This is a genomic window from Vibrio sp. KMM 9700 (genome assembly GCF_058545285.1).
This window is the reverse complement of sequence record NZ_CM178590.1, coordinates 348,028-372,622: the sequence shown is the minus strand read 5'-3', so window position 1 is coordinate 372,622 and position 24,595 is coordinate 348,028. Positions and strand designations below refer to the sequence as shown.

The following is a 24,595-nucleotide window of genomic DNA, read 5'->3' as shown; positions in this document are numbered from 1 at the left end:
GCATTAAGCGTACGTAAAACCAAGCATAATGAATGCTGCAATAGATAGAAAAGCGCCAAATAAGGCATAGGGGAACTGCGTAAATGCATGATTCATTGGCGAGCAACCTGCGCCTTGCGAAGCAAGAATGGAAGAATCACTGAAAAAGCATGCATGGCTACCAAAAGCTGATGCTGAAATAAGTGATCCTATGACTAATGGCATGTGTACATCGAGCGCAAGCGCAACCGGGATCACAATAGGAATCGCAATCACAAACACGCCCCAACTCGATGCGGTGCCAAAAACAATTAAAGACAGCAAGACAAACACAATCGCAGGGAAAATTTCGGCGCTTAAATAAGGCGTCACCGACTCAATAATATATTCTGTCATGCCTAAATTATCGTTTATCTCTTTTAACAGAAATCCGCCAATCACGGTCGATAAAGGGTAGAGCATGGTATTAAAGCCTTCAAACATGGCATTGACTTGTTGCTCGATGGAAAGTAGGCCTTGCAAGTAATACATCACTGAAGTGATAACTATGGTGATGATCACGCCTTTTAATAAATCTACATCGTAATAAACCGTTGATAAAATAAGTAAGCCAATTGGAAATAGGAAATTAAATAATTGTGTTTTTAAGCTGACTTCTTTTTGCACCATAGATCGATTCGTGAGCTCAACGCCTTCGAAGTCTTCTGGGATTGGGTGGCCATTTTTGGCGCGTTGCTCAGCTTTTTTCATCGCACCCCAGTCACCGATCACGCCAAAAGCAACTAAAAATGCGACGATAAGTGCTACCCATGCATACATCATGAAAGGAATGGATGAGATATAAAGGCTGATCCCTTGGTTGGCGTCGGCGACACCATTTTCTTCAAGTAGACCTGAAAAAAAGACTGCCCAAGTTGAAATCGGCACAATCACACACATAGGCGCTGCGGCAGAATCAATTAAATAAGCAATTTTTTCGCGTGAAACTTGATAATAGTCGGTTAATTTCTTTACCGATGATGAAACCGCTAAACAGCTTAAATAATCATCAATAAATATGACGGCGCCTAAAGCAACTGTGGTGACCATAGATTGACGTCTGGATTTAATTTTTGTTTTTAACCATTGGGTAAAACCATTAAGACTATTACTGATTTCTAAAATTTGGATTAACCCACCCATTAAGCCGCAGACAAGAATAATCCAAATAATAGTTTCATTGCCCATCACGGCTGAAATGTTTTCGGAAAAAGAGTTAATAATGTTGGTGGGGTTTAACATGATAAGGCCAGCGACAATGCCTGCCATCATAGCCTCGAAAGGGCGGCGAGATAAAACTGCTATGATTAAAACGCTTAAGGTGGGGAGGATAGATTTCCAGCCCCAAGGTTCGCCTTCATTTTGCGTCAGGGATAATAAATAAAACACAAAATACGCCGCGATGCTGATCCCTAAGGTAAAAACTAGTTTTCGGCTGATATAGGTATTTTTTACAGATTCTTTAATATGTAACGTTTTGGTAGGTTGCTTTATATCTTCCATGATAAGTATTCCTATACGTTGATATAGCATTAGCTCTTTAGCAGAATTAAAAAAGTCGTGAAAAAATGGCTTCTTCACGACTTTGCTTTTTAAATAGATTTTAAAACGTCTTCAAGTTCTACTAAAAACTTGTCGATGAGCGGGTATGGAATATTAAGTGCAGGTTCAATGCGAACAACTTGTGAATTATTTAATGTCCCCGCAATCAGTATGCCACGCTTAAATAAACCAGAGACAACCTCAAAACCTAGTTCATCATTTTCAAACACCATCCCTAAAAGTAACCCCTTACCTGTAATATCGGTTAAAATTCCAGGGTATTTAGCTTTCATTTCAAACAATTTTTGCTTGATATATTCGCCTTTTTCATGCGCTTGAGTCGCTAAATCTTCTTCCAATAAGACGGAGATTTGTGCCAGCGCCGCAGCGCAAGCGATAGGGTTGCCGCCTGTTGTGGTCGTGTGCATGAAAGGGTTTGGCTCTAATACTTTCCAAATTTTAGCGCTCGCAAAGAAGCCTGACATCGCAATCACGCCACCGCCAAGGGCTTTACCAAAACACATAATATCTGGCGCCACATCCCAGTGATCCACACCAAATATTTTACCTGTGCGGCCAAAGCCAGTTTGAACTTCATCGGCAATGAGTAATACGTCATATTTATCACAAATTTTGCGCAGTTTTGGCCAGTAATCATCTGGTGGCACAATCGCGCCTGCCTCGCCTTGAATTGGCTCAGCGATCACAGCGGCAATACCATCACCGATAGCTTGAGCCGCTTTAAGCTGTTCTTCAACCGCGTCTGCGTCACCATAAGGGACATGTCGAATACCATCAAGAAGTTGCCCAACCGGCTCTCTATATTCTGCTTTACCTAATAAAGAGAGTGCGCCCAGTGACTTACCATGGAATGCTTTTAATGTTGAAATGAAGCCTTTGTTGCCGGTATACATTTTGGCAAGCTTCATTGCACCATCAACGGCTTCGGTTCCTGAGTTGGCAAAAAAGCCATATTGAAGATCGCCAGGTGTTAGTTTTGCGATAACTTTAGCAAGGTGCGCGCGCAGAGGATCGAGCATTTCTTGGCTATATTGTGGGCTGCGCTCAAGTTGCGCTTTGGCTGCAGCAACGATCTTTGGATGCTTGATCCCAGGGGAATACAGGCCATAGCCACCTAACATATCAATAAACTCGCGGCCGAGAATATCTTTTAAGATAGAGCCTTGTCCTGTCCAGTCAGTTAGGGCAATGCCTTCTGTTTCCGTGACAGATTTTCGATATTCTAAAAAGCCTTTATTAATATGGTGCTCAAAATTTTGGTAAGTACTGGTCGCAATCCAAGTACGTTCTGCTTGGCTAATATCATCTTCGGTTTTCGTAATAAGACTAACCATTTTACTTGCTTCTAAAAAAGCATCGTCTATATTTCGCTTTGAATGTTCCATTTCCATATTCATACCTATTTCGGATTTGATTAACATGTCTTATTAAACTTATAGCCATTCTGTTTTGTTGGGAAATGGGTTATTATCATTTTATTATGCATCCAATTCATAATGCCGGAAGCCAAATGAATTTAGATTTAAATCAATTACGTATCTTGCTTGCCTTAGATGAAGAGCGAAATATGACCAAAGCAGCAAATCGTCTTTTTGTGAGCCAGTCGGCAGCAAGCCATAACCTGGCGAAATTACGTGAACGGTTTAATGATCCTTTATTTGTGCGGACCAGTCGCGGAATGCAGCCGACGCCTTTTGCGCAAAATATATTGCCTTTATTAAAAGATGGGATGTCGAACATCACCAAAGCTGCGGATATGCAATCAAGTTTTGATCCTGTCAATGATGCGCATACTTTTTATATTGGTGCGTGTGATTATTTTGAATTTACTGCGATGCCAGTATTAGCCGAAAAGTTTTTAAACACAGCGCCCAATGTTCGCTTATCTATCGATATAAATTCGGATCACGTCAAGATGGAGCGAGTGGAAAGTGGGCGTTTGGATGTACACATAGGCGTGGATAATCAGCTCAATCAAATCAAAAATTTTAACTATCGTGAGTGGTTAAAAGATGAGTATGTGGCAGTAGTGGCGAATTGGCGAGATATTCCAGATAAATTAAGCACGCTTGAGTTTTCGATGGAAAGCCAAATTCACTTGCCTGTAACCGTGAATACTTTAGATGTTATCGACCATTGGTTGCATGATCAAAACTTGTATCGAAATATCCATATGGTGACGCAAAGCTACCCTATCGGCGGAATGATTAGTGCGAAAACGGGCTTGTTATTTCCCGTGCCAATCAAAGTGGCTGAAAAATTAGTGGCGATGCTGCCGCTAAAAGTGATTGAATTACCAGAAAGCATACCACCCTTGACGATGAGTATTATCACGCATAAGCTTTTTGATCATCAGCCGTCGATTCAATGGCTGCTTTCTGAGATCTATAAATTAAGATAGTTTGAATCAAGACTTAGCCAACTGCCACTGACTTAACGCCTCGATATGATCTGGGCGTATTCCGCAACAACCACCAATTAAATTTGCGCCCGCATCTGCCTACTTTTTGGCAAAGACTAAATAATCTTCTGGGGTGACTTCACGCATCGCTTGCACCGCATCATTGGCTTGATGTTTCCCAGAAATCGGGGTAAAGCTATTGGCATACACGCCTAAGGTCATGTTTTGTGATGGGTTTCGTTGTGCATTGTCAGTGAGTACTTGCTGGCTCATTTGCACCGCTTGTTCCATCACTTCAGGAATTGAGCAATTAAATAAAATCCCTTCGCCATTTAGCTTGCAGACTTCGCGTGCGGCGTCAAATACAGGTTCGCCCGATCTCAACTTGGCACTGCCTTCTTCATCTAAAAGCGAAAATGCATACAGCACAGGTTTTTTGGACTGGCTCAGCACATCAGCGAGCACTTCAAGTTCAGCAAGGCTGCTGATGGTTTCAACAATCCATAGATCAACATAAGCATCTTGCGCATCGACTAGATTCTGAGCGATCTCACGTGCGCGTTTTGAGTCAAATAAATCAGGGCGATAACTGCCACAAGGTGGTGGGATCGAGCCTGCTACTTGCACAGAATGCTCGGCAGTATCTGCCGCTTGTCTGGCTAATTGTCCAGCTAAAGCTGCTAATTCAACGCCTTGCGCTTGATAGAGATCGTCACCTAAATGAAAGGGCACACATGCATAAGCATTGGTCGTAATCATTTGCGCGCCAGCCTCAATAAAGTTCTGATGCGCCTTACGCACAAAATCTGGCGCTTCAATTAGGGCTTGAGCACTCCAAAGCGGTTGTGAGAAAGGGGCGCCAATGCGTTTAAGTTCACGGCCCATGCCACCATCAAGAATTGTTACTTGCTTCATTTAGCCATCCATACTGCTATTTTTGAATGAATTGATTAAAACATATTTTCAGCCATTTATTAATTGAATTTTTCAGCTTATTTTACTAATTCATCGAATATTTTATCTAAAATCAGCATGCTTTCTTGGAGCAACTCATCGGTGATCGTTAGCGGTGGCAAGAAGCGGATCACGTTCGCGCGGATCCCACAGGATAATAAGATCACCCCATTTTCAGCCGCTTTTGCAACTAGCGCTTTGGTTAGCTCAGGATCAGGCTTTTCTGGATCACCGTCTTGGATCAGCTCCATTGCGATCATGGCGCCAAGATGGCGAATATTGCCAATTCTTTGTGGATGTTTTTCTTGAATATGGGTCAAGTAATGAGTAATGGATTCGCCAATCTTGCTCGCTTGTTGACACAGGTTTTCCTCTTTTATCACATCTAAAACGGCTAAAGCTGCTGCGCAGCCAAGCGGTGAGCCGCCATATGTACCGCCGATCCCACCTGGGTGTGGCGCGTCCATTATCTCTGCTTTACCCACTACGGCCGAAAGTGGGAAACCACCAGCAATACCTTTTGCCATGGTCATCAGATCTGGCTCAATGTTTGAATATTCACAAGCAAACATTTTTCCGGTGCGGGCAAAACCAGTTTGGATTTCATCGGCAATCAGTAAAATCCCATGTTGATCGCACAAGGCGCGCAAGGCTTGCATAAACTCGACTGGCGCAGGGTAAAAGCCGCCTTCCCCTTGCACCGGTTCGATAATTATTGCGGCGACTTGATCAGGGCTAATATCACATTTAAACAGATAATCGAGTGCGCGTAATGACTCTTGTATTGAGATCCCGTGATAGTCATTTGGATAGGGCACATGGTAGATTTCATTCGGGAATGGGCCAAAGCCTTTTTTATAAGGGGCAACCTTGCCAGTTAAACCCATGGTTAAATTGGTGCGCCCATGAAAACCGCCATGAAAGGCAATTACCCCAGTGCGCTTGGTGTAGTAACGAGCAATTTTAACGCAGTTTTCAACGGCTTCTGCGCCAGTGGTGACAAGCAAGGTTTTCTTTGGCGTATCCCCCGGTGCAATCTCATTGAGCTTTTCTGCCAATTCAACTGCGCTGGCATAAGGCGCAACGGTTAAGCAAGTATGGCTGAAGTTTTCAAGCTGTGCTTGCACGGCAGCTTTCACCTTGGGGTGGTTATGCCCTGTATTGACCACGGCAATGCCGCTTCCCAAGTCGATATAACGTTTGCCTTCTACATCCCAAAGCTCAGAATTTTGAGCTTTTGCAATATAAGCTTGGGTCAACGCGCCTTGCCCACGCGCAAATGCCTTGTTTTTACGCTCTTGGAGTAATTGGTTATTCATTTGTTCTGTCCTTGAAAAATAAAGATAAGTTAAATCCCGCCCATGCACAGGTATTTGATTTCAACAAAATCATCCATGCCATATTTTGAGCCTTCACGACCAAGCCCTGATTGTTTGACGCCGCCAAAAGGTGCGACTTCATTTGAAATTAGGCCTTCATTGATCCCAACCATGCCATATTCTAAGGCTTCACCCACACGCCAAATTCGGCCAATATCTCGCGAATAAAAATACGCAGCTAAACCATAAGGTGTATCGTTGGCGATTTGAATCGCTTGTGCTTCATCAAAAAAGCGCATGATACTCGCCACAGGGCCAAAGATTTCTGTTTGAGCAATCTCCATATCCGAGGTGACATCTGTTAAGACTGCTGGGGATGAAAAATTCGCATGTGCTTTAGAATTGTCAGCTTGATAGGCAACTTTTGCCCCTTGCTCGGCTGCGCTGGTGACCAGATTGGTGACTTTTTCACTTGCTTTTGCATTGATAAGTGGGCCGATGGTCGTGCCTTGTTCAAAACCGTCACCAATCGAGAGTTTTTTCACTTCTTGGATAAGCTTTTCTACAAATGCATCATGGATGCTATCTTGCACCAAAACGCGGTTGGTACAAACGCAAGTCTGCCCAGCATTACGGAATTTAGAGGCGATTAAACCACTGACTGCTGCGTCTATATCAGCATCATCAAAGACAATAAAAGGTGCATTGCCGCCAAGTTCTAATGAGACTTTCTTGATGGTATCGCCACATTGGCTCATCAATAATTTGCCAACATTGGTTGAGCCAGTAAAAGAGAGCTTTCGCACGCGCTGATCGTCACACAGACGTTTGCCGACATCTTTGGATTGGCTCGTGGTAATAATATTTAACACCCCAGATGGGATCCCAGCTTGCTGGGCAAGTTGTGCGAGTGCGAGTGCGCACAATGGTGTTTCTTCACTTGGTTTGACGACAACCGTACAACCTGCAGCTAAAGCGGGCGCAACTTTGCGCGTGATCATCGCAATCGGGAAGTTCCATGGCGTAATCGCTGCGACAACACCAATAGGTTGTTTGATTGTGATTAACCTTTTATCCCCGGCAGGAGATGGGATCACATCACCATAAATACGCTTGGCTTCTTCGGCAAACCACTCGATAAAAGAGGCCGCGTAAACAACTTCACCGCGCGACTCGGTTAAAGGCTTGCCTTGCTCTAAAGTCATGAGCTTGGCTAGGTCTTCTTGATTCTCTAAGATCAAGTCAAACCACTGGCGAAGCGTTTTGGAGCGTTCTTTGGCTGTTAATGTTTTCCAATGTGTGAGCGCTTTGTCTGCACTTGCAATCGCAATGTCGGTGTCGACTTGATCACAATCTGCAACCTCACAAATCAGCTCGCCGTTACTTGGGTTATAAACATTAAAGGTTTCATTTTTAGATGATTTTACCCATTCACCGGCGATAAATGCTTGGCCTTTGAGTAGTTCTGGGTTGGTTAATTCTATGTGCATAAGTGGCAACCATTCCTTGCTTTGAAAGTGATAATCAAACTCAATCTTCTTGGATAGTAATCGAGTTTAATTTGTGAGATAAATATAAAACATTCGTTTCTTACTTTAACTTTTATCAAACTTTGTGATTATTTAGTATGAAAAAAAATCTGTCCTCTCATTTGTCGCAAGTCTCAGATTATGAAATCCGATTACTGCGCGTGTTTCATGCTGTCGTCGAAGCTGGTGGCTTTGCTGCGGCAGAAACTGATCTTAATATTAGCCGCTCAACCATAAGTGTGCATATCTCACGCTTAGAAGAAAGGCTGAAGCTTAAATTATGTCGTCGTGGGCGTGGAGGCTTTGGCTTGACCGAAGATGGGCAAGAAGTGTATCGCCTAATGACGGAACTATTTTCCTCAATAGAAAGTTTTAAAAGTGGCGTCAATGCATTGCATGTGGAGTTAACTGGTGAGCTGCGAGTGATCACCAGTGATGTGGTTTGCATGGCGCCACAAGCAAAAATTGCTGAAGCGATCCGCGGGTTTGCGCAAGCGGCGCCAGATGTAAAGATTCTTTTAGATGTACGCCCCTTATCTGATATCGAGCGCATGATATTAAATGATGAAGCTGATGTCGGATTTATCCCTTATCACCATCAATATGAGGGGATAAATTATTGGCCGCTTTACACTGATAGGTGTCATTTATATTGTGGTCAGCAGCATCCTTTGTATGGCAAAGAGGAATCTGAAGAAGTGTTAGCTGAGGTAGCCAAAGCCAAAGTGGTGCATGCAGGCATTCAACCTAGCCCTGCGGTGAGCGAGCAATTAGCCAATATGAATAAAGCTGCGATTTCATACTTTTATGAAGCGCGTCTGGCGATGCTTTTCTCGGGCATGTATATCGGGTTTTTCCCAGACAATTATGCCGAGCCGTATGTGAAATCAGGCGAGCTTTGGAGATTGGTGCCAAATTATAAACACTATGATCTGGGGATTGCTGCCGTCACGCGTAAAGCCGGACGCAGTAACCGCGCACGGGATATGTTTATCTCTGTGATTCAAGAATTGCATCAGTGTGAGTAGTTTTGCAACTCATCATCAGTTGGCGTAAGGTGGTCAACCTTGAGGTCTGTTATGAGCTCAGACTCACTCATATTTTAATGGAATGCAAATATGGAAAGCGTTGATTTTAATAATGTCATTACTTACGGAATAGCTGATCTCATTTTATCTATTGGGCATGATGATTTTTTTGAAAAGTTAACTTACTTACTCAAGACAACCGCAAGTTTTGATGATTATGTGATTTTAATTTATCATCCGACACAATCTCCAACGGTCGTGGCATCTTCTTTTGCGATGGAAGAGCTGTCAGCATGGAAGCGATATTTGGCAGGGGCTTATCTTTTAAGTCCTTTTTATGATTTTAGTGTCAACCAAGGCAAGCAAGGTTTTGTGACGCTGGATGAAATTGCCCCTGAAGATTTTTACCAAAGCACCTATTACCAAGATTATTTTCATCATTCAAAGTTAGTTGATGAGACTTGTTTTTGTGTGCAAGGACAAAATGATAATGTGTACTTACTTTCGCTTGGACGGACACAAACCTTAGCTAAGTTTAGCGAGCGAGTGTTAATGAAGTTGCAAGATCTTTACCCCATCTTTAGCTCTGCTGTAAAACGACATGATCTGACCCAAACTCTGCCTGAGCGTGATTCGAGTACCCAGGTGAAAGATTATATCCAATCCTTTGGCGAAAACATTTTAACTGAGCGTGAGCGACAAGTGACACAATTGATGATTCGCGGTTATTCAAGCAAGGAAGCCGCTCGAATTTTAGATATTTCTTATGAGACAGACAGAGTCCACCGTAAAAATATTTATAACAAACTGCAGGTTAAATCTCAGAATGAGTTACTCGCTAAAATATTTGATGACATCGTTAATTTAGGATACGAATAAATCCACATCAAGTGTAAGTTATTGAGTTTCATGTAATATTTTGTTTTTGAATTGCTATAACTCAATTGGGTAATAGTTAGTTAGAGCGATGCATTGTTATGCTGAATACATCTTTTGAATTTAGCATGATGAGACTTATGAATCTGATTAACTTTGAACGCCTACACTCTTTTTTAATGCAAATGGCAGCGATTGGCGGCACGAATAACGGTGGTTGTAATCGTCAGGCCTTAACTCTAGAAGACAAACAAGGACGTGAGTTATTTCTTTCTTGGTGCGATAAGATAGGTGGCATTTCACGCCTTGATAGCATGGGTAACTTATTTGTTCGCTTTGAAGGTGACGACCAAGATGCTTTGCCATTACTTTTGGGATCACACCTTGATACCCAAGCCACTGGCGGAAAATATGATGGTGTTTATGGTGTTCTCGCTGCGCTGGAGGTGATGACAAGCCTTGTTGAACAAGGACTCCCTCGATACCGTCCAGTTGAAATTGTAGCTTGGGCAAATGAAGAAGGTTGCCGCTTTAGCCCTGCTATGTCTGGTTCCGGTGTATTTGCTGGAAAGCTATTACAATCAGATGTGTATGCATCGACAGATTTAGATGGCATCACGTACGAACAAGCTCTTCATCAAAGTCAGCAATATGGCGACATTCCTTGTCAAGCTTTCCCATTTTATGCCGCACTCGAACTTCATATCGAACAAGGTCCCATTTTAGAGGCAGAAAAAAAATCGATTGGCATCGTTCAAGGTGTTCAGGGTATGAACTGGTATCAAATCCAAATCACCGGTGAAACAACCCATGCTGGTCCAACACCTATGTCAATGCGTAAAGATCCTGTCCAAGGTGCATTTGATATCTTACCTAAAATTTATCAAAAAGTTGCCGAATATGGTGAAGATGCACGAATTACGGTTGGGAAAATTACAACTCAGCCTGCTTCGCCAAACACTGTCCCCAAACACGTCACATTCACTTTAGATATACGCCACCCTAATCAAGCAATCTTAGATGAAATGTCAACACAGGTATTAGCTCTGTGTGAGAATGTTCCACCTTTCTTAAATGCGAGTTACGAAACCTTATGGCAATCACCTGCTGTTGTTTTTGATGATCTGTGCATTCAAGCGGTCACCAATAGTGTGCAAAAACTAAATTTAAGTTCAATGCCAATTGTTTCTGGTGCTGGGCACGATTCTGTTTACTTATCCAATGTGGGCGCAACAGGCATGATTTTTGTCCCGTGTGAAGCTGGTATTTCCCATAACGAAAAAGAAAATGTTGATGATGAAAGCCTAGAAGCAGGCGCAAATGTATTGCTTCACAGCGCATTAGAGTTAATAAATAAAAAGGAATTTTAATTATGAATCAAGGATTAGGACGCCGTAATTTAAATGGTGATACGAGCCCACTTAAGGATTGGGGCATTTTTTCTGAAACCGCACGTTTAAAAGATGTATTGGTGGGGCCTATTGATCACTTCTCATGGCGAGATGGCAATTCAACTTCTCGCCGTCATATTCAAGCGGGTCAAAAGTTTGATTTAAGTGTTGCAAAAGTGCAATACCAAGAAATGTTAGCGGTTTATAAGGAAGCTGGCGTCAATGTGCACTTTCTTAATCCTAAAGCTGAGCAACCGTATTCTTTATATGCACGGGATTCCTCCGTGATGACGCCATGGGGACCGATCATTACACAAATGTACAGCCCTTGGCGTCGCAGCGAATGGCTAACAGTGCTTGAATTCTATCAACAAAATAATATCCCGCTTTATGATGTCGTGACTGCAGGTAGCTTTGAAGGTGGAGATTTCATGCTGATTGAACCTGGTGTGGTTTTATGTGGTTATTCAGGCGAGCGTACGAGCGCGGCAGGGATACAGCAAGTAAAATCTTGGTTTGAAAAAGAGGGTTGGGAGTTTAAGGCGGTTGCTTTTGATCAACACTTTTTACATATGGATGTGCAGTGCGTCATGGTAGCAGACAAATTAGCAGCGGTATGCACTGCCGTTGCACCGGATGAACTCCTTGTGTGGCTGAAACAAAAAGGTATCGACATTATTGATATTCCTTATAAAGAGGCAATGGAATTGGGCTGCAATATTGTTTCTTTAGGCGATGAACGCGTGTTAATTCCAGAAGATAGTTTGACCTTGAAGCGCGCTTGTATCGATCGCGGATTAAAAGTTTTTGATCCAGATATTTCGATGATCACCAAAGGTGGTGGTGGTGTGCACTGTATGTGTCAAGCATTGAAGCGAGAAGAGCGTTAAGGCCTTTCGAGGTGATTTACGCGAGGAGGAATAACGATGGAATTAAAAATGTATCGCACACTTTGGGGGATCACTGAGCCTTCATTAAGCTTTCTCTCTTCTTTGCCTTCATATGGTTATTGTGGGGTGGAAGGGCGGATCCCCGCGACGCAAGATGAACGTGTAATCTTTAAACGCCATCTCAGCGAAGCTGATTTAGAGTATATAGGCATAATTTTTACCGGAAAAGGCGTTATTCCTGATCAATCCCTTACACCGGAACAGCATTTAAACCATTTGGAAGATCAGCTTAATCACGCCAAATTTTTGGGTGCTAAATTCGTAAATGTTTTAGCTGGTAATGATCGCTGGCCATTAGCTACTCAAGTGGCGTTTTTTAAAAAAGCACATCAACTCTCACAAGATATGGGTTTAATCTGTAGCTTTGAAACGCATAGAGGGACTTCTTTATATAGCCCATGGGTCACTCTTGAGATCTTAAGAAGTGTTCCAGATATGAAATTTACTATGGATATTAGTCATTGGTTTTTGGTATGCGAGCGATTATTGGATCAAAAAGAAGATGATCTTGATGAGTTTTTTCAACGCGTCTTCCATATTCAAGCAAGAGTTGGCTATGACCAAGGCGCGCAAGTGCCGCATCCAGCAGCGCCAGAGTATAAGAAGTTTTTATCTTTTCATCAATTGCTATGGGAGAAGGTATGGCGTTATCAAATGCAAAAACAGCGCGCTTATACCACGATGACCACAGAGTTTGGCCCAGATGGCTATTTACACCATTTACCGTTTACGGATGTACCGGTTGCAGATCTTAATCAATTAAATCTATGGATGGCTGAAGAAGAACACAAGCATTTTCAGTCTTTTAGTGAAACAGCGAAACAGGGAGGTATCGTGTATGAGTATGAATAAAGGTTTTCAATCCATTCCAATTGTTGATGTGAGTGGTCTTCGCAGCAATAACCTTGAGCAACAACTAAGTGTCGCTCAGGATATGGGTAACGCTGCACGTGATGTCGGCTTTTTATATGTGACAGGGCATGGTATTTCTGCCGAAGTGATTCAAGGCTTGCGAGATGCGAGTAAACGTTTTTTCGCCCAAAGTTTTGAGCAAAAAATGGCTTTTTATATTGGCGAGTCGAAAACTCATAAGGGATTTGTGCCAGAAGGGGAAGAAATTTATGGCACAGGAAAGCCAGATAAAAAAGAAGCCTTTGATGTAGGTTTTCCAGCACCAGATGATCACCCATTTGTTTTAAATCATACACCATTAATTGGGCAAAATGATTGGCCAGCGTTAAATGATTTTCGTGAACCTATCATGGCTTATTACGAGAAAGCTTTTGCATTAGGCCGACAGCTCTTTTCAGGTTTTGCTTTAGCGCTAGGGCTAGAGGCGGATTATTTTGAAAAGATGATTACTTGTCCGCCATCAAAACTGCGACTCATACATTATCCATTTGATAGCGAAGCGGAAGATAGACCAGGTATTGGGGCGCATACAGATTATGAATGTTTTACGATGCTTTTGCCTGATCAGCCAGGACTTGAAGTGATGAATCAAGATGGTGAATGGATTGATGCACCACCTTTGATGGTCGGTGATGAGGAAGCACTGATTATTAATGTTGGCGATATGCTTGAAGTCTTAACTGCTGGACAATTTATTGCGACATCCCATCGCGTGCGAAAGGTTGAGAAAGAGCGCTATTCATTCCCATTATTTTTTGCATGTGACTATGACACTTTAGTGCGACCGTTACCGCAATTTGATAATGGCAAGGATGAGTACCATGAATTAAGCATAGGTGAGCATATGTATAGCCAAGCTTTACAAACGTATCGTTATTTAAGAGAAAAAGTTTCTAAAGGAGAACTGTCACTTCCCCCACGCGCGACAAAAGTAGCTAGTTTTGGCCACTTAAAAAAATACACTGCATAAATTATATAGATCAAAGATAAGGAATGTCACGATGACTACAAATCAAACACTACCATTGAAAAGAATTATTTCTGCAACGCTTTTGGGCTTAACTAGCTTATCTGCTAATGCAGCCGGCACCTTAGAAGAAGGCAAGTTACAAGTTGCGATGGAAGTCAGTTACCCACCATTTGAATCCTATGAAGGGGATAAAATTGTAGGTTTTGACCCAGAATTAACAGCACTACTTTCAGATAAAATGGGAATGGAGGCTACATTATCTGATCATAAGTTCACTACATTAATTCTGGGCTTAGAAGCTAAAAAATTCGATGCGGTTATCTCTGGGCTTTATATTACGCCAGAGCGTTTGAGCAAGGCGGATGCGATTCCTTATGCACAAACGGGAGCTTCGATTATGGTTATCAACGGCAGTGAAGTTGCGCCTAAAAATGAACATGAATTATGTGGCGTGAAAGTGGGCTTACAACAGGGGACGAGTTGGGTCAGTATCTTAGAGCAGCTTTCGAAAGATTATTGTCAAAAAAATGGTAAGTCAGGGATTGAAGTTTTAGAGTTTCCAACCGCGCCTGAGGTCACTCAAGCGCTGATGTCGCGTAATGTTCAGGCGCAAATTGAGATTGCTGGCGCAGCGGATATGTTTGTTGAGCGCACAAAAGGACGCGTGAGCATTAGCTCTGAAGGGTTGATCTTCCCACAAACACTCGGCATTTATGTGCAACAGGGGAATGATGCGCTAAAAGGTGAATTTGAACAAGCGATGAAAGCAATTCAAGAAGATGGCTCTTATGATGCTTTAATTACTAAGTACAACTTAGTCAGCGTGAAAGAGTAGCGATAGATAAGCCACGGATTGGGTATCTGTGGCTTTTATTTTTTATACAAAACTCAAAAAAAAGGAGTATTTATGAGTTTGGATTGGGATTACTTTTTCTCTTTATTCACCATGGCATCATTTTATAAAGCATGCCTTATCGTGATTAGTCTGAGTCTTCTTGCATGGGCTTTAGGTGTGGTGCTTGGTTTTGTTGTGGCGTGTGCAAAAATTTCAAAAAATCCATGGCTATCAAAACCAACGTCTGTGTATGTTTGGTTTTTTAGAAGTGTACCATTACTTGTTTTGCTTGTTTTTGTGTATAACATGCCGCAATTATTTCCATCAACTGGTGCCTACCTAGGAGTGCCTTTCATTGCCGGTTTAATAAGCCTAGTGGTGACAGAAGCAGCATATATGGCAGAAATTCACCGTACCGGTTTATTATCGGTTGCAAAAGGTCAACAAGAAGCCGGTCATGCGCTGAGTATTAGTTTTTTAGGTATTCAGCGTATGATTATTATCCCGCAGGCGTTACGCGTATCTATGCCAGCGCTGATTAATGAGCTCGTGACAATTATCAAGCTCAGCTCTCTTGTTTCAGCAATTTCATTGCCAGAGCTTCTTCAAACAGGGCAGCGCCTGTACTCACAAAACTTTTTAGTCCTTGAAACTTTATTGGCGGTGGCTGTTTATTATGTTGGCATAGTGACGATTTTTAGCTCTATCTTAAACTGGGTTGAAAAGAAAATGGATGTGCCATCACGCAACCCGCAAACCTTAACCGATATTGAATGCCAAGCTTTAAGAAAAAACCTCACCCCAGTTCCACATCAAACATACGATGCGAATGAAAAAGGCATGCCAAATGCTTTGGAGCTTCAAGGGATTGCAAAATCGTATGGTCACCATGAAGTTTTAAAGTCGATAGATTTAAAAATTAAACCAGGCGAAGTGTTAAGTTTAATCGGTCCTTCTGGCTCAGGTAAAACGACTTTAATTCGTACCATGAATCATCTGGAAACCATTGATAAAGGCGAAATTGTCTTATTTGGTGAGGATTATATTACGCCAACAGGCTCAAAGCGTCTGATCTCTCAAGGGATCCAGCGCATTGGTATGGTGTTCCAATCTTTTAACCTTTTTCCACATAAAACAGTGGTTGAAAATATTATGATGGCGCCAAGTTATCATCAAGGTAAATCTCAAACGTCGACGCTCAAGCAACAAGCTTTATATTTACTTGATCGGGTTGGGATGTTAGCGCATGCCTATAAATATCCACATCAGCTTTCTGGTGGTCAACAGCAACGTGTCGCGATTGCAAGGGCATTAGCTATGTCGCCAGATATTATGTTATTTGATGAGCCAACATCTGCGCTCGATCCTGAAATGGTTGGCGAAGTATTAAAAGTGATTCAAGACTTAGCCAAAGAAGGCATGACCATGGTTATCGTGACACATGAAATGGATTTTGCATTAAGTGTTTCCGATCGCGTCATTATGATGGAAAGTGGCATCATCCAAGTCGATGCAAAGCCAGAAGATATTTTAAATCAGCAAAACGAAACTTTAGAGTTTAAGCGAATGAAAGAATTTATGGGGAAGGTTGCGTAATGGATGAAGTAGAACAACAACTTAGGGAAGATTTGGCCGCGGCATATCGCCTCGCTGCATTGCATGGATGGGAAGATACTTTATACACTCATTTTTCTGTACGTTTACCAAATACAAATGAACCAAGATTCTTAATTAATCCATTTGGCTTGATGTTTGATGAAGTCAAAGCTAGTGATTTGATAGTGGTTGACATGCATGGTCAGGTTATTGATGGCGACGCGAAATATAATCCAGCGGGGTTTACGATACATAGCGCCGTACATATGGGACGAGAAGATGCCCATTGTGTGATTCACACGCATACATTGGCGGGAATGGCAGTTGCTGCCACTCGTCAAGGACTTCTTAATGTGAATCAAATTAGCGCTGAATTTCATCAACAACTTGGTTATCACCCGTATGAAGGCATTGCGCTTAATTTAGAAGAGCGTGAGCGAATTGTGCAGTCTTTGGGGGCGAACATGGCGTTGATTTTGAAAAACCATGGTTTACTCAGTGTCGGCGAGACCGTTGCGGATGCTTTTCAGGTGATGTTTTATCTTAATCGTGCCTGTGAAATACAACTTGCAGCCGCGCAGTTATCTGGCACATCTGAATTAGAGTTAATCCCGAATAAACTTGCTAGTTATGTTTCTGGGCAGTTTCAAAAAGCCGCTCATGAACGTCAAATCGTGTGGCAAGCTTGGCGTCGTAAATTAGATTGTATAGACCCATCGTATAAGGATTAATCATGGTAAAGCCTATTGTTCTTGTCGCAGTGACAGATAAAAAAGAGAGCGATTCGTTAATTGAGTTTGCGAAAAAACAAAATCAAGATATTGACTGGGTCGACATGCAGGATCACAAAGCGCAACTGGCTGAAGTTGCTGCATGTTGGAACCCACCGCAAGATTTATGCTTACGTTTTCCAAATTTAAAATCTTTGCATTCGATTGGCGCAGGCATTGATAACTTAGGTGCTTTGGTTCATTCCGGACTTCAGATCGAACGCATGGTCGATGAAGAGCAAAAACAAGGGATGTTGGAATATATATTATGGGGCATTTTATATTATCAACGCGATATGGACCGTTATCGAGCACAGCAAGAGAAGCGGATTTGGCAGACATTTGAACAAAAATCTGCGCAAGACACGCGTATTTTAATATTGGGCTTAGGCGCAATTGGCCAATATGTTGCGCAAACGTTAGCGCAATCTGGGTATCAAGTATATGGTTGGTCACGCTCCCAAAAATCGATAGATGGCGTGACTTCTTTTGTTTCGCAGGAAGATTTACTCAATGCAGTATCCGATGCAGACATAGTGGTCAATTTGTTGCCTTTAAACTCACAAACAAAAGCTTTTATTAATCAAGAGTTATTAAGCTTTTTCAATCCTGAGTGCGCATTGATTCATTGTGGGCGTGGCGAGCAATTAGTAACAAAAGATTTGATTTATGCATTGGAAAACAACCTGTTACGCGGTGCGATTTTGGATGTTTTTGAACAAGAGCCCTTACCTAGTCATTCCAAACTATATGAATTAGAGAATGTTATTCTCACGCCACATATAGCTTCAAGTGCTTCTAATTTAGCTATCTATAAAAGTGTATGCGAGGTCGCACAGCGGATGGCGATCCCTTCTTTTATTAAATTTTAATTGCAATAATTTATAAGGATATAATCAAAATGAGTCAAAACCCTCAACAACAACCACGTTATAGTGGTATTGCAACATTTATGCGTTGTCCTTATCAGACGACTTTGGATGGTGTCGATATTGCGTTAATTGGTGTGCCTTTTGATGGTGGTGTTACCAACCGTACAGGTACACGTCATGGTCCAAGAGAAGTACGCAATCAATCTAGTTTGATGCGCACCATTAACCAAGAGACAGGTGTTGCTCCCTTTGACTTATGCCGCGTTGCAGATATTGGGGATGCTTTGCCTGAAAGTCCATTCGAGTTAATTCAAAGCCATAAATCAATTGAAGAATTTTTTAATAAAGTTGTTGAAGCTGGCGTGATGCCTATTTCTGCTGGTGGCGATCACTCTATTACCTTGCCAATCTTGCGTGCAGTGGCAAAAGATGGGCCTGTTGCGCTTGTTCATTTAGATGCTCATTGTGATACGGGAGATGATTACCTAGGTTCTAAATTCCATCATGGCTCACCGTTTAAAATTGCAGCAGAAGAAGGATTGATCGACCCTAAAAAGACCATCCAAATCGGTATCCGCGGCACAGTTAATTCAGCTGATATTTGGCGCTTTAGCCATGAAAGTGGGATGCGTGTGATTTATATGGATGAGTTTTACAAATTAGGCATTGCAAGTGTCCTTGATGAAGTGAAACGTATTGTTGGGGATTCGCCCGTCTACGTTACCTTTGATGTCGATTGTTTAGATCCTGCGTTTGCGCCAGGAACAGGTACACCAGAGGTTGGCGGCATGACCTCTTATGAAGCATTACAAATGATTAGAGGTTTAGCTGGGTTAAATATTATCGGTGCGGATGTGGTTGAAGTGTCACCGCCATTTGACCCAACAGGTAGTACTGCACTGGTTGGTGCGACAATGATGTTTGAGCTCTTGTGTGTTGCAGCACAAGCAAAAAATCAAAAAATGAAAAACTAGCTAAAACCACTAGTTTGGGTTCAAAAACTGGTGATAAATCCACTCCTTACTTTTAAATACGGAAACATAAGCTACAAATAGTGTGATTTAATAGCCCTATTGACTGGGTTGAAAGTCAATAGGCAGCTAATCATTCTTGGCTAGTAAAAAATAATAGTGTTTAATTTTGTAAGGGTTTGCTAAATGAAGTCTCGTGGACCGTTTTGTATCCGTAATGCCGCAGCGGATACGTTTGCGATGGTGGTTTTTTGCTTTTTAACTGGCATGATGATTGAGATTTTAATCTCTGGGATGAGCTTTGAGCAATCACTTGCATCAAGGATGTTGTCTATTCCTGTCAATATTGCGATTGCATGGCCGTATGGCGTGTTTCGTGATTGGGTATTGCGTCTTGGGAAGAAGGTATCGACTTCGAAAGCTGCAAAAAATATCTCTGATTTAATTGCGTATGTATTATTTCAATCACCTGTCTATGCAGGGATTTTATTTGCAGTCGGCGCACAAACGGATCAAATCTTAACCGCGGTGGCGAGTAATGCTGCGATCTCTTGCGCGATGGGCGTTTTATATGGCTATTTCTTAGATACGTGCCGCCGTTGGTTCCGCGTACCTGGGTATTATCAAGGGGTTTAAAGCCCAAGAATATAGTTTAGTAAGGCTGGATTTAAAAAATAAAACTGACAGTTCTAGCGTCATTATAGATATAAAAATATTTATAACTAAAACGGCTAGCTGTCAGTTTTTTATTGGTTTTTATTTATTGGTTATTCAATGAGGGCGTAGTGCAAATCTAGCAGTGCGTATTCATTGAACTAGCTAGGCGTCAAACCCGGCTCAGCTAAGGCATAAATTTGTTCGCCAAGGCGCGCTTGCATGCTTAGTTGATAGACATGGTTTGCCACATCTGCGCGCATCACAAAACCATGCACTTCAATCCCTTGAGTGAGTGTGGCTTTGCCTGTTGGCGCGCCATCCATTAAACCTGCTGGGCGCACAATGGCATAATCTAGAGTGCTAGTTTGCAGCCAGCTTTCAGCTAAAGATTTGATTCTTAATGCATGACCAAAAGCTGTGCGGGCACGCTCAGACATATGTTGCCAAGTTTCGCCACAGCCTAAAGAAGTCACCATGATCATGCGTGAAAGACCAGATTTCTCAGCGCAATCAATGATGGTGCGGTGCGCAAGGTAATCATCTTCGCCGCCAATGCTTGAGATAATCGTGGCACTTTCACCTGCAAGCTCGCACGCTTTTGTCACGGCAACTTCATCTTTTGCATCGCCAGTCACAACTTTAACGCCCAAGTCTTGGAGTTTTTCTGCGCTCTTTTCACTGCGCACTAGGGCAACAATTGACGCATCCGGCGCAGCTTTGCTAAGTATAGCTTTGGCAGTTAAAAAACCAATGCCCGTGCCGCCAGCGCCAAAAATTAAATAAGATTTCATGAAGAATTAAGCCTCTGCTGCGCTTAGGCGATCGCCCAAGGCATGGAATTTTTCCAGTTGGACGCTATCAAGTTGACGATGTGAATCACGGCCCACAAAGATTTTCATCATTGGCATGCCGGCTTGATTTAAAAATAAAATCGATGCAGTGGCTGTGCCCATAAATGGACGCTCAACAAAGGCGATATGCGTGCAATTTGTCGCCTTGATATGGCCGCCAAAGCCTTCTTTGCTGCGCAGGTTAAAATAACCATGACGGTGCGTACCTGTTGGCAGTTCGCCTGAGAACTCCGCGATAATATCATCTGTGCTGACAATAAACGTGACTTTGCCCCATTCCACAACATCATCCCAAACTGCGTCAAATTGATCGCCAGTGGTCAGCTTTACATCTTCTGAAAGTTTTAAAACATCGAGCACGCTGACGTTAAATTCTTTGGCAATCGCCTCAAGTGTGCCGTCTGGTTTGGTTGCAAGGTGGGCTTTAAGTTCAGTTGTCATGAGTATTCCTTATTTATTCTTTTTCAAAGTATTTATTTGATTGGATTGAAACGGATTATGTCTATTTAGCTGCTGTATTTAAGCGGTCGTTGGGATCATTTGTGAATCAGGATGATTGACTTTAACAATCACATCTTGCAACGCGCCTAAGATGTTACTTGCCCAAAAACGTCCCTCAGGGGTGAGTCGCAAACAACTTGAGTCATCAAAGGTTAAACCTGCTGCATGCCATTGCTTGGTCAGTGGCGCAAGTCGCTCTGCATGCGGCGTCAGCTTGGTTAAATTAATCCGCGCAGTTTCCACTCCAGCTTGCAATTGATGGCGCCAGTGATATTGCAACTTGCTTGGTTGCATCATCACCATTAATGGTTTTTGGCCTTGTTTGATCCCTTGGTGCCAGTTTTCTAAATTGCGCTCGACCATCCAAGAATAACCATTGAGCGAGCCGCCTGCGCCAGAGCCGATCGCTAAGCAATCTGCGCCTTGTTTGATTAAAAGGTTATATAAGTTGCGCTCACGGGTATCTTTCGCAAAGTGGCTGTTACTTAAGCAGCGCCAGCCGTTTTGCTGCATAAAATCAAACCCTTGCAGATAAAAATCACGCCTTTGGGCTGGGGATGCGACTTGGGTGCGGCCATTGGCAACAGCTTTGCCAAGCGCTGTATTTGGCAAGATATTTAACGCATACAGATCGACGCCATCTAAGCCAATATCACGGGCTATCTCAAGATCTTTTTGCCATAATTCTGGGGTTTGCTCAGGTAAGCCAAATAATAAATCACACACCACGGCGGCTTTATCGCGTGCACATAGTTTTTCAATAAAGGCTTGCGTGGACTTGCCATCATCTAAACGTGCCATTTTCTTTCTTAAACGTGACTGAAAGGACTGCACGCCAATTGAAAAGCGATTTGCTCCTGCGTCTAAACAAGCATCAATGCGGTTATCATCAAAGCCATTGACTCGTCCTTCGATGGTGATCTCGCAATCTGGCGCAAGCGGCAGGTATTCTTTTAAGGTGCTGATAATTTTATATAAATCATTCGCAGCAAGCGCAGATGGGGTGCCGCCACCAAAGTAGATCGCATGAATCGGCGCACTTTGATGTAATGGGCTACTCGCCTCCATCTTGATTTCTTCAATCAGCGCATTGGTATATTCACTGGCTTTATCAGCTTTATATTTATTTTGATAAAAGCCGCAAAAGGTGCAGTGCGTTGCGCAAAATGGAATATGTAAATATAGCAGGCGTTTATTTTTAGGTGCAGCTTGTTGTAATAGGTCTTGCCAGCTAGCTTGAACCTTATCTTTAGCAATTGGCACTTGGTTGCGCCACGGCATGACGGCGTGTCTGTTGGCAAATGCTTGACCTTTGGTGCTGGCAAAATAGGGTGTAAAATCAATTTGAGTCATGGTTGGATCCAAAAACTTAATGTCTTGCCTGAAGCGTACGAATACCCAACAGGCAAGAGGGATAACATAGAGAAAGACTAACTATTAAAAGTCGTATTGCGCTGAGAGCTTGAAGTTTTGCCCAGGCTCATACACATTGCTCCATGCAGTTTGGTAGTTTTCATCCAAGGCATTGGATAGGGTAAAATCAACTGATAAACCATCCAATGCTCCCATAGGTTCCCATGTTGCATAGAGATCCATTAAGGTGTAGCTGTCATATTTATCCACATCGCCGTCAGTAATGCGCTCTTGGCTTTCAGCGAAGATAGTGCGGGTACCAAATTTAGTGTTAATCGCCCACACATCATAGCTGAGATCAAGCGTCCATTTGTCTGCTGGCATGTTGTCTAGCCAATCATGGGTATCATCATCTTTGCCGCGCGTTTGACCATAAGCAAGGCCTGCGTTAAAGCCGCCTAATTGGTAGTTTGAGGTGAGCTCAAAGCCTTTGATTTTCGCGTTATCAACGTTTTTATAAGTACTGGTGCCGCCATCACCTGTGATTGGGTTATAAGTGACGTTGACATCCAGGTTGATAAAGTCTTCGATGCGGTTATAGAAATAACTACCAGAGAAAGTTAACTTATCTTCTGCGGCAAAGACGTCATCGAAATTAAAGTCTGATTTGAACTCAATATTGTGCGATTTTTCAGGCGATAGATCTGGGTTTGGCACAAAGGTGTTGCTAATTGGTAGCCCAGGAATGATAGGGCTTTCACCTAAGCTAAAGTGTGTACCTGTAATATAAAGCTCGTTTAAAGATGGCGCGCGGAAGGCTTCATCATAACGTAGCGATAACGCCATCCAGTTTGTGGTTTGCCAGTGAATCCCCGCAGAGCTTGACCACTCGCTTTCATTGCTGTTATCTGCATCATCTGAGTTTGACTCAAAGTCATCATAGCGGACACCTGCATCAAAGCTTAAGTTGTCTAAAAGTGCATAGTTAACATAAGCATAGATGCCGTAATTATCGGTTTCTGCGCCGTCTGGGATAACCGGGCGGTTACCTGTAGTATCATTTGGATTGACTGCGCGCTCACCTTTTAGTTCATCATGATAGCCATCTGCGCCGATCAAGAATTTCACATCATTCCATGTGCTTTGGTTAGAAAGGTTGAAGCCGCGCGTCTTATATTGGCTGACGTCATCACCGATAAAGCCTGATGTATGCTCCGTAATTTCAGTGTCGTTGTAGAAAATATTGGCAGATAAATCGACCCAAGGGTTATCGTCAGGCGTGTAGTCATAACTGACCTGAACTTTTTGATCTTCCGTATCGCGATCAATTAAGTTGCTTGAGGTATTACTAAGATCGCTTGCATCGCCAACACTTGGCGGATGCCCGTCCATATCAGAATAACGATAGCTGATGCCAAGGACTTGCTCAGGGGTAAGGTTAATATTGAATTTTGCAAGGCCGCTGGTGTTTTCGGCGCGTGTCCCGTAGAGCTTAGAGCCATTGCCTTGCTCCATAGTATGCGCTTCTTGGAAAGTGCCGCCGATTAAGAAGTCATACAGGTCAGTTTTTCCTGCAACAGCGCCTGTGGTGCTCCAAATATCACCATTAGTTTGATAGCCAGCTTTCACGCGCCCACCAATGCCATTTTCATCAAGCAAATCACTTGCGCTTAATGTGTTTTGTGAGACCACACCACCAATTGCGCCAGAGCCATAAAGCGAGCTGATTGGGCCTTTAATAACTTGGATATCACTTAATAGCGCCGGATCAATAAAGTAGCTTGGACGGTGATCAAAATCTAAGTTCTGACGTGTGCCATCACTGACTTGAAGGATTTTATTGCCTTGTAAACCACGAATATTCACCGATTGGTTGCCCGGCACCGCGCCGCCAGCAATGGTCACATTGGGTGCATATTTAAGCACATCTGCGACTGAGTTTGGCTGAATTTCATCAAGCGCTTCACGGCTAACCGTCTCGACAACACGGGTTTGGGCTTGCTTGGTTTGCGCAATGCGATCCGCCGTGACCGTCATTTTTTCGAGGTTATTGTTGGCAAGCAAAATATCATTGGCGCTTGCCGCATGAGCTGCTGGTGTCGCATTCGTTACGCTTGATGTATCCGCTGTGGCAGATAAAGCCGAAGAGGCAAAACTTGCGGCAATCAGGCTCGCAAGGAGGTGATATTTGTGGTTCATATTTTTAAAGTCCCTAAAAAGTAAAAAGTGTTCTCACTTGTTGATTTTTATTTTTATAATTAGTTATTTGGTTTTAATT

Annotated in this window: 21 protein-coding genes and 2 pseudogenes; 14 read left to right on the top strand and 9 right to left on the bottom strand. The window is 42.7% G+C overall.

Features of this window, described 5'->3' with window-relative positions; genetic code table 11:
* Positions 1 to 3 precede the first annotated feature (3 nt).
* Together AC2VOY_RS12930 and AC2VOY_RS12925 are read right to left on the bottom strand one after the other, a co-directional pair.
* A complete protein-coding gene (locus tag AC2VOY_RS12930) occupies positions 4 to 1,521 on the bottom strand; it encodes a Na+/H+ antiporter NhaC family protein (protein ID WP_491834016.1) in 1,518 nt (505 codons plus the stop codon).
* Between the two features lie 89 nt (positions 1,522 to 1,610).
* Complete coding sequence (locus AC2VOY_RS12925; RefSeq protein WP_491834015.1) at positions 1,611 to 2,972, bottom strand: putrescine aminotransferase; 1,362 nt, start codon at positions 2,970 to 2,972, stop codon at positions 1,611 to 1,613.
* A gap of 119 nt (positions 2,973 to 3,091) precedes the next feature.
* Between AC2VOY_RS12925 and AC2VOY_RS12920 the strand changes: the two genes are divergently transcribed.
* Entirely contained in the window at positions 3,092 to 3,982 is an 891-nt protein-coding gene (locus AC2VOY_RS12920; RefSeq protein WP_491834014.1) for a LysR family transcriptional regulator, read from the top strand.
* Between the two features lie 6 nt (positions 3,983 to 3,988).
* Here AC2VOY_RS12920 and AC2VOY_RS12915 read toward each other — a convergent pair.
* The 3 genes and pseudogenes from AC2VOY_RS12915 to AC2VOY_RS12905 form a co-directional block, all read right to left on the bottom strand.
* Positions 3,989 to 4,897, bottom strand: a pseudogene (locus AC2VOY_RS12915) (homocysteine S-methyltransferase family protein).
* A 77-nt stretch (positions 4,898 to 4,974) separates the two neighbouring features.
* Positions 4,975 to 6,255, bottom strand: coding sequence for a 4-aminobutyrate--2-oxoglutarate transaminase (gene gabT, locus AC2VOY_RS12910; RefSeq protein ID WP_491834013.1), 1,281 nt, complete (start codon positions 6,253 to 6,255; stop codon positions 4,975 to 4,977).
* Between the two features lie 29 nt (positions 6,256 to 6,284).
* On the bottom strand, positions 6,285 to 7,745 hold the full coding sequence (locus AC2VOY_RS12905; RefSeq protein ID WP_491834012.1) for an NAD-dependent succinate-semialdehyde dehydrogenase: 1,461 nt from the start codon (positions 7,743 to 7,745) through the stop codon (positions 6,285 to 6,287).
* Between the two features lie 137 nt (positions 7,746 to 7,882).
* Between AC2VOY_RS12905 and AC2VOY_RS12900 the strand changes: the two genes are divergently transcribed.
* The 13 genes and pseudogenes from AC2VOY_RS12900 to AC2VOY_RS12840 all read left to right on the top strand — a co-directional run bounded on the left by AC2VOY_RS12900 (position 7,883) and on the right by AC2VOY_RS12840 (position 19,591).
* Positions 7,883 to 8,812 carry a LysR family transcriptional regulator gene (locus tag AC2VOY_RS12900; RefSeq protein ID WP_491834011.1) on the top strand — a complete coding sequence of 310 codons (930 nt, stop codon included), beginning with the start codon at positions 7,883 to 7,885 and terminating at the stop codon, positions 8,810 to 8,812.
* A 90-nt stretch (positions 8,813 to 8,902) separates the two neighbouring features.
* Positions 8,903 to 9,691 (top strand): helix-turn-helix transcriptional regulator, encoded by a 789-nt coding sequence (locus tag AC2VOY_RS12895; RefSeq protein ID WP_491834010.1) that lies wholly within the window; start codon positions 8,903 to 8,905, stop codon positions 9,689 to 9,691.
* 137 nt (positions 9,692 to 9,828) lie between these two features.
* Complete coding sequence (locus AC2VOY_RS12890) at positions 9,829 to 11,058, top strand: Zn-dependent hydrolase (protein WP_491834009.1); 1,230 nt, start codon at positions 9,829 to 9,831, stop codon at positions 11,056 to 11,058.
* A gap of 2 nt (positions 11,059 to 11,060) precedes the next feature.
* Positions 11,061 to 11,969 carry a dimethylarginine dimethylaminohydrolase family protein gene (locus AC2VOY_RS12885; RefSeq protein WP_491834008.1) on the top strand — a complete coding sequence of 303 codons (909 nt, stop codon included), beginning with the start codon at positions 11,061 to 11,063 and terminating at the stop codon, positions 11,967 to 11,969.
* Positions 11,970 to 12,005: 36 nt separating this feature from the next.
* The gene (locus AC2VOY_RS12880) at positions 12,006 to 12,881 is read left to right on the top strand and encodes a sugar phosphate isomerase/epimerase family protein (protein ID WP_491834007.1); all 876 of its coding nucleotides are present in this window, start codon (positions 12,006 to 12,008) and stop codon (positions 12,879 to 12,881) included.
* On the top strand, positions 12,868 to 13,911 hold the full coding sequence (locus tag AC2VOY_RS12875) for an isopenicillin N synthase family dioxygenase (RefSeq protein ID WP_491834006.1): 1,044 nt from the start codon (positions 12,868 to 12,870) through the stop codon (positions 13,909 to 13,911). Before AC2VOY_RS12880 ends, AC2VOY_RS12875 begins: the two co-directional genes overlap by 14 nt.
* A 31-nt stretch (positions 13,912 to 13,942) precedes the next feature.
* Positions 13,943 to 14,746 (top strand): transporter substrate-binding domain-containing protein, encoded by an 804-nt coding sequence (locus tag AC2VOY_RS12870; protein ID WP_491834005.1) that lies wholly within the window; start codon positions 13,943 to 13,945, stop codon positions 14,744 to 14,746.
* A 72-nt stretch (positions 14,747 to 14,818) separates the two neighbouring features.
* Positions 14,819 to 15,469, top strand: a pseudogene (locus AC2VOY_RS12865) (amino acid ABC transporter permease); the annotation flags it as partial.
* A 117-nt stretch (positions 15,470 to 15,586) separates the two neighbouring features.
* Positions 15,587 to 16,342, top strand: coding sequence for an amino acid ABC transporter ATP-binding protein (locus AC2VOY_RS12860; protein WP_491834139.1), 756 nt, complete (start codon positions 15,587 to 15,589; stop codon positions 16,340 to 16,342).
* Positions 16,342 to 17,073 carry a class II aldolase/adducin family protein gene (locus tag AC2VOY_RS12855; protein WP_491834004.1) on the top strand — a complete coding sequence of 244 codons (732 nt, stop codon included), beginning with the start codon at positions 16,342 to 16,344 and terminating at the stop codon, positions 17,071 to 17,073. The genes AC2VOY_RS12860 and AC2VOY_RS12855 overlap by 1 nt, the downstream gene beginning before the upstream one ends.
* A gap of 2 nt (positions 17,074 to 17,075) precedes the next feature.
* Positions 17,076 to 17,984 carry a 2-hydroxyacid dehydrogenase gene (locus tag AC2VOY_RS12850; protein WP_491834003.1) on the top strand — a complete coding sequence of 303 codons (909 nt, stop codon included), beginning with the start codon at positions 17,076 to 17,078 and terminating at the stop codon, positions 17,982 to 17,984.
* Between the two features lie 29 nt (positions 17,985 to 18,013).
* Positions 18,014 to 18,958, top strand: coding sequence for an agmatinase (gene speB / locus AC2VOY_RS12845; RefSeq protein WP_491834002.1), 945 nt, complete (start codon positions 18,014 to 18,016; stop codon positions 18,956 to 18,958).
* A 183-nt stretch (positions 18,959 to 19,141) separates the two neighbouring features.
* Positions 19,142 to 19,591: an L-alanine exporter AlaE gene (locus AC2VOY_RS12840; RefSeq protein WP_491834001.1), complete on the top strand. Its 450-nt coding sequence runs from the start codon at positions 19,142 to 19,144 to the stop codon at positions 19,589 to 19,591.
* A gap of 179 nt (positions 19,592 to 19,770) precedes the next feature.
* Here AC2VOY_RS12840 and AC2VOY_RS12835 read toward each other — a convergent pair whose 3' ends face one another.
* From AC2VOY_RS12835 to AC2VOY_RS12820, 4 genes are all read right to left on the bottom strand, one after another.
* A complete protein-coding gene (locus tag AC2VOY_RS12835; protein ID WP_491834000.1) occupies positions 19,771 to 20,403 on the bottom strand; it encodes an NAD(P)H-binding protein in 633 nt (210 codons plus the stop codon).
* A gap of 6 nt (positions 20,404 to 20,409) precedes the next feature.
* Positions 20,410 to 20,904: a heme utilization cystosolic carrier protein HutX gene (gene hutX / locus AC2VOY_RS12830; RefSeq protein WP_491833999.1), complete on the bottom strand. Its 495-nt coding sequence runs from the start codon at positions 20,902 to 20,904 to the stop codon at positions 20,410 to 20,412.
* Positions 20,905 to 20,982: 78 nt separating this feature from the next.
* A complete protein-coding gene (gene hutW, locus AC2VOY_RS12825; RefSeq protein WP_491833998.1) occupies positions 20,983 to 22,317 on the bottom strand; it encodes a heme anaerobic degradation radical SAM methyltransferase ChuW/HutW in 1,335 nt (444 codons plus the stop codon).
* Between the two features lie 84 nt (positions 22,318 to 22,401).
* Positions 22,402 to 24,516, bottom strand: coding sequence for a TonB-dependent hemoglobin/transferrin/lactoferrin family receptor (locus AC2VOY_RS12820; RefSeq protein ID WP_491833997.1), 2,115 nt, complete (start codon positions 24,514 to 24,516; stop codon positions 22,402 to 22,404).
* Positions 24,517 to 24,595: the final 79 nt, after the last annotated feature.

Coding starts and splice junctions, on each gene's coding strand:
- AC2VOY_RS12930 (WP_491834016.1), bottom strand. CDS start 1,521: ATGGAAGATATAAAGCAACCTACCAAAACGTTACATATTAAAGAATCT.
- AC2VOY_RS12925 (WP_491834015.1), bottom strand. CDS start 2,972: ATGGAAATGGAACATTCAAAGCGAAATATAGACGATGCTTTTTTAGAA.
- AC2VOY_RS12920 (WP_491834014.1), top strand. CDS start 3,092: ATGAATTTAGATTTAAATCAATTACGTATCTTGCTTGCCTTAGATGAA.
- gabT (WP_491834013.1), bottom strand. CDS start 6,255: ATGAATAACCAATTACTCCAAGAGCGTAAAAACAAGGCATTTGCGCGT.
- AC2VOY_RS12905 (WP_491834012.1), bottom strand. CDS start 7,745: ATGCACATAGAATTAACCAACCCAGAACTACTCAAAGGCCAAGCATTT.
- AC2VOY_RS12900 (WP_491834011.1), top strand. CDS start 7,883: ATGAAAAAAAATCTGTCCTCTCATTTGTCGCAAGTCTCAGATTATGAA.
- AC2VOY_RS12895 (WP_491834010.1), top strand. CDS start 8,903: ATGGAAAGCGTTGATTTTAATAATGTCATTACTTACGGAATAGCTGAT.
- AC2VOY_RS12890 (WP_491834009.1), top strand. CDS start 9,829: ATGAATCTGATTAACTTTGAACGCCTACACTCTTTTTTAATGCAAATG.
- AC2VOY_RS12885 (WP_491834008.1), top strand. CDS start 11,061: ATGAATCAAGGATTAGGACGCCGTAATTTAAATGGTGATACGAGCCCA.
- AC2VOY_RS12880 (WP_491834007.1), top strand. CDS start 12,006: ATGGAATTAAAAATGTATCGCACACTTTGGGGGATCACTGAGCCTTCA.
- AC2VOY_RS12875 (WP_491834006.1), top strand. CDS start 12,868: ATGAGTATGAATAAAGGTTTTCAATCCATTCCAATTGTTGATGTGAGT.
- AC2VOY_RS12870 (WP_491834005.1), top strand. CDS start 13,943: ATGACTACAAATCAAACACTACCATTGAAAAGAATTATTTCTGCAACG.
- AC2VOY_RS12860 (WP_491834139.1), top strand. CDS start 15,587: ATGCCAAATGCTTTGGAGCTTCAAGGGATTGCAAAATCGTATGGTCAC.
- AC2VOY_RS12855 (WP_491834004.1), top strand. CDS start 16,342: ATGGATGAAGTAGAACAACAACTTAGGGAAGATTTGGCCGCGGCATAT.
- AC2VOY_RS12850 (WP_491834003.1), top strand. CDS start 17,076: ATGGTAAAGCCTATTGTTCTTGTCGCAGTGACAGATAAAAAAGAGAGC.
- speB (WP_491834002.1), top strand. CDS start 18,014: ATGAGTCAAAACCCTCAACAACAACCACGTTATAGTGGTATTGCAACA.
- AC2VOY_RS12840 (WP_491834001.1), top strand. CDS start 19,142: ATGAAGTCTCGTGGACCGTTTTGTATCCGTAATGCCGCAGCGGATACG.
- AC2VOY_RS12835 (WP_491834000.1), bottom strand. CDS start 20,403: ATGAAATCTTATTTAATTTTTGGCGCTGGCGGCACGGGCATTGGTTTT.
- hutX (WP_491833999.1), bottom strand. CDS start 20,904: ATGACAACTGAACTTAAAGCCCACCTTGCAACCAAACCAGACGGCACA.
- hutW (WP_491833998.1), bottom strand. CDS start 22,317: ATGACTCAAATTGATTTTACACCCTATTTTGCCAGCACCAAAGGTCAA.
- AC2VOY_RS12820 (WP_491833997.1), bottom strand. CDS start 24,516: ATGAACCACAAATATCACCTCCTTGCGAGCCTGATTGCCGCAAGTTTT.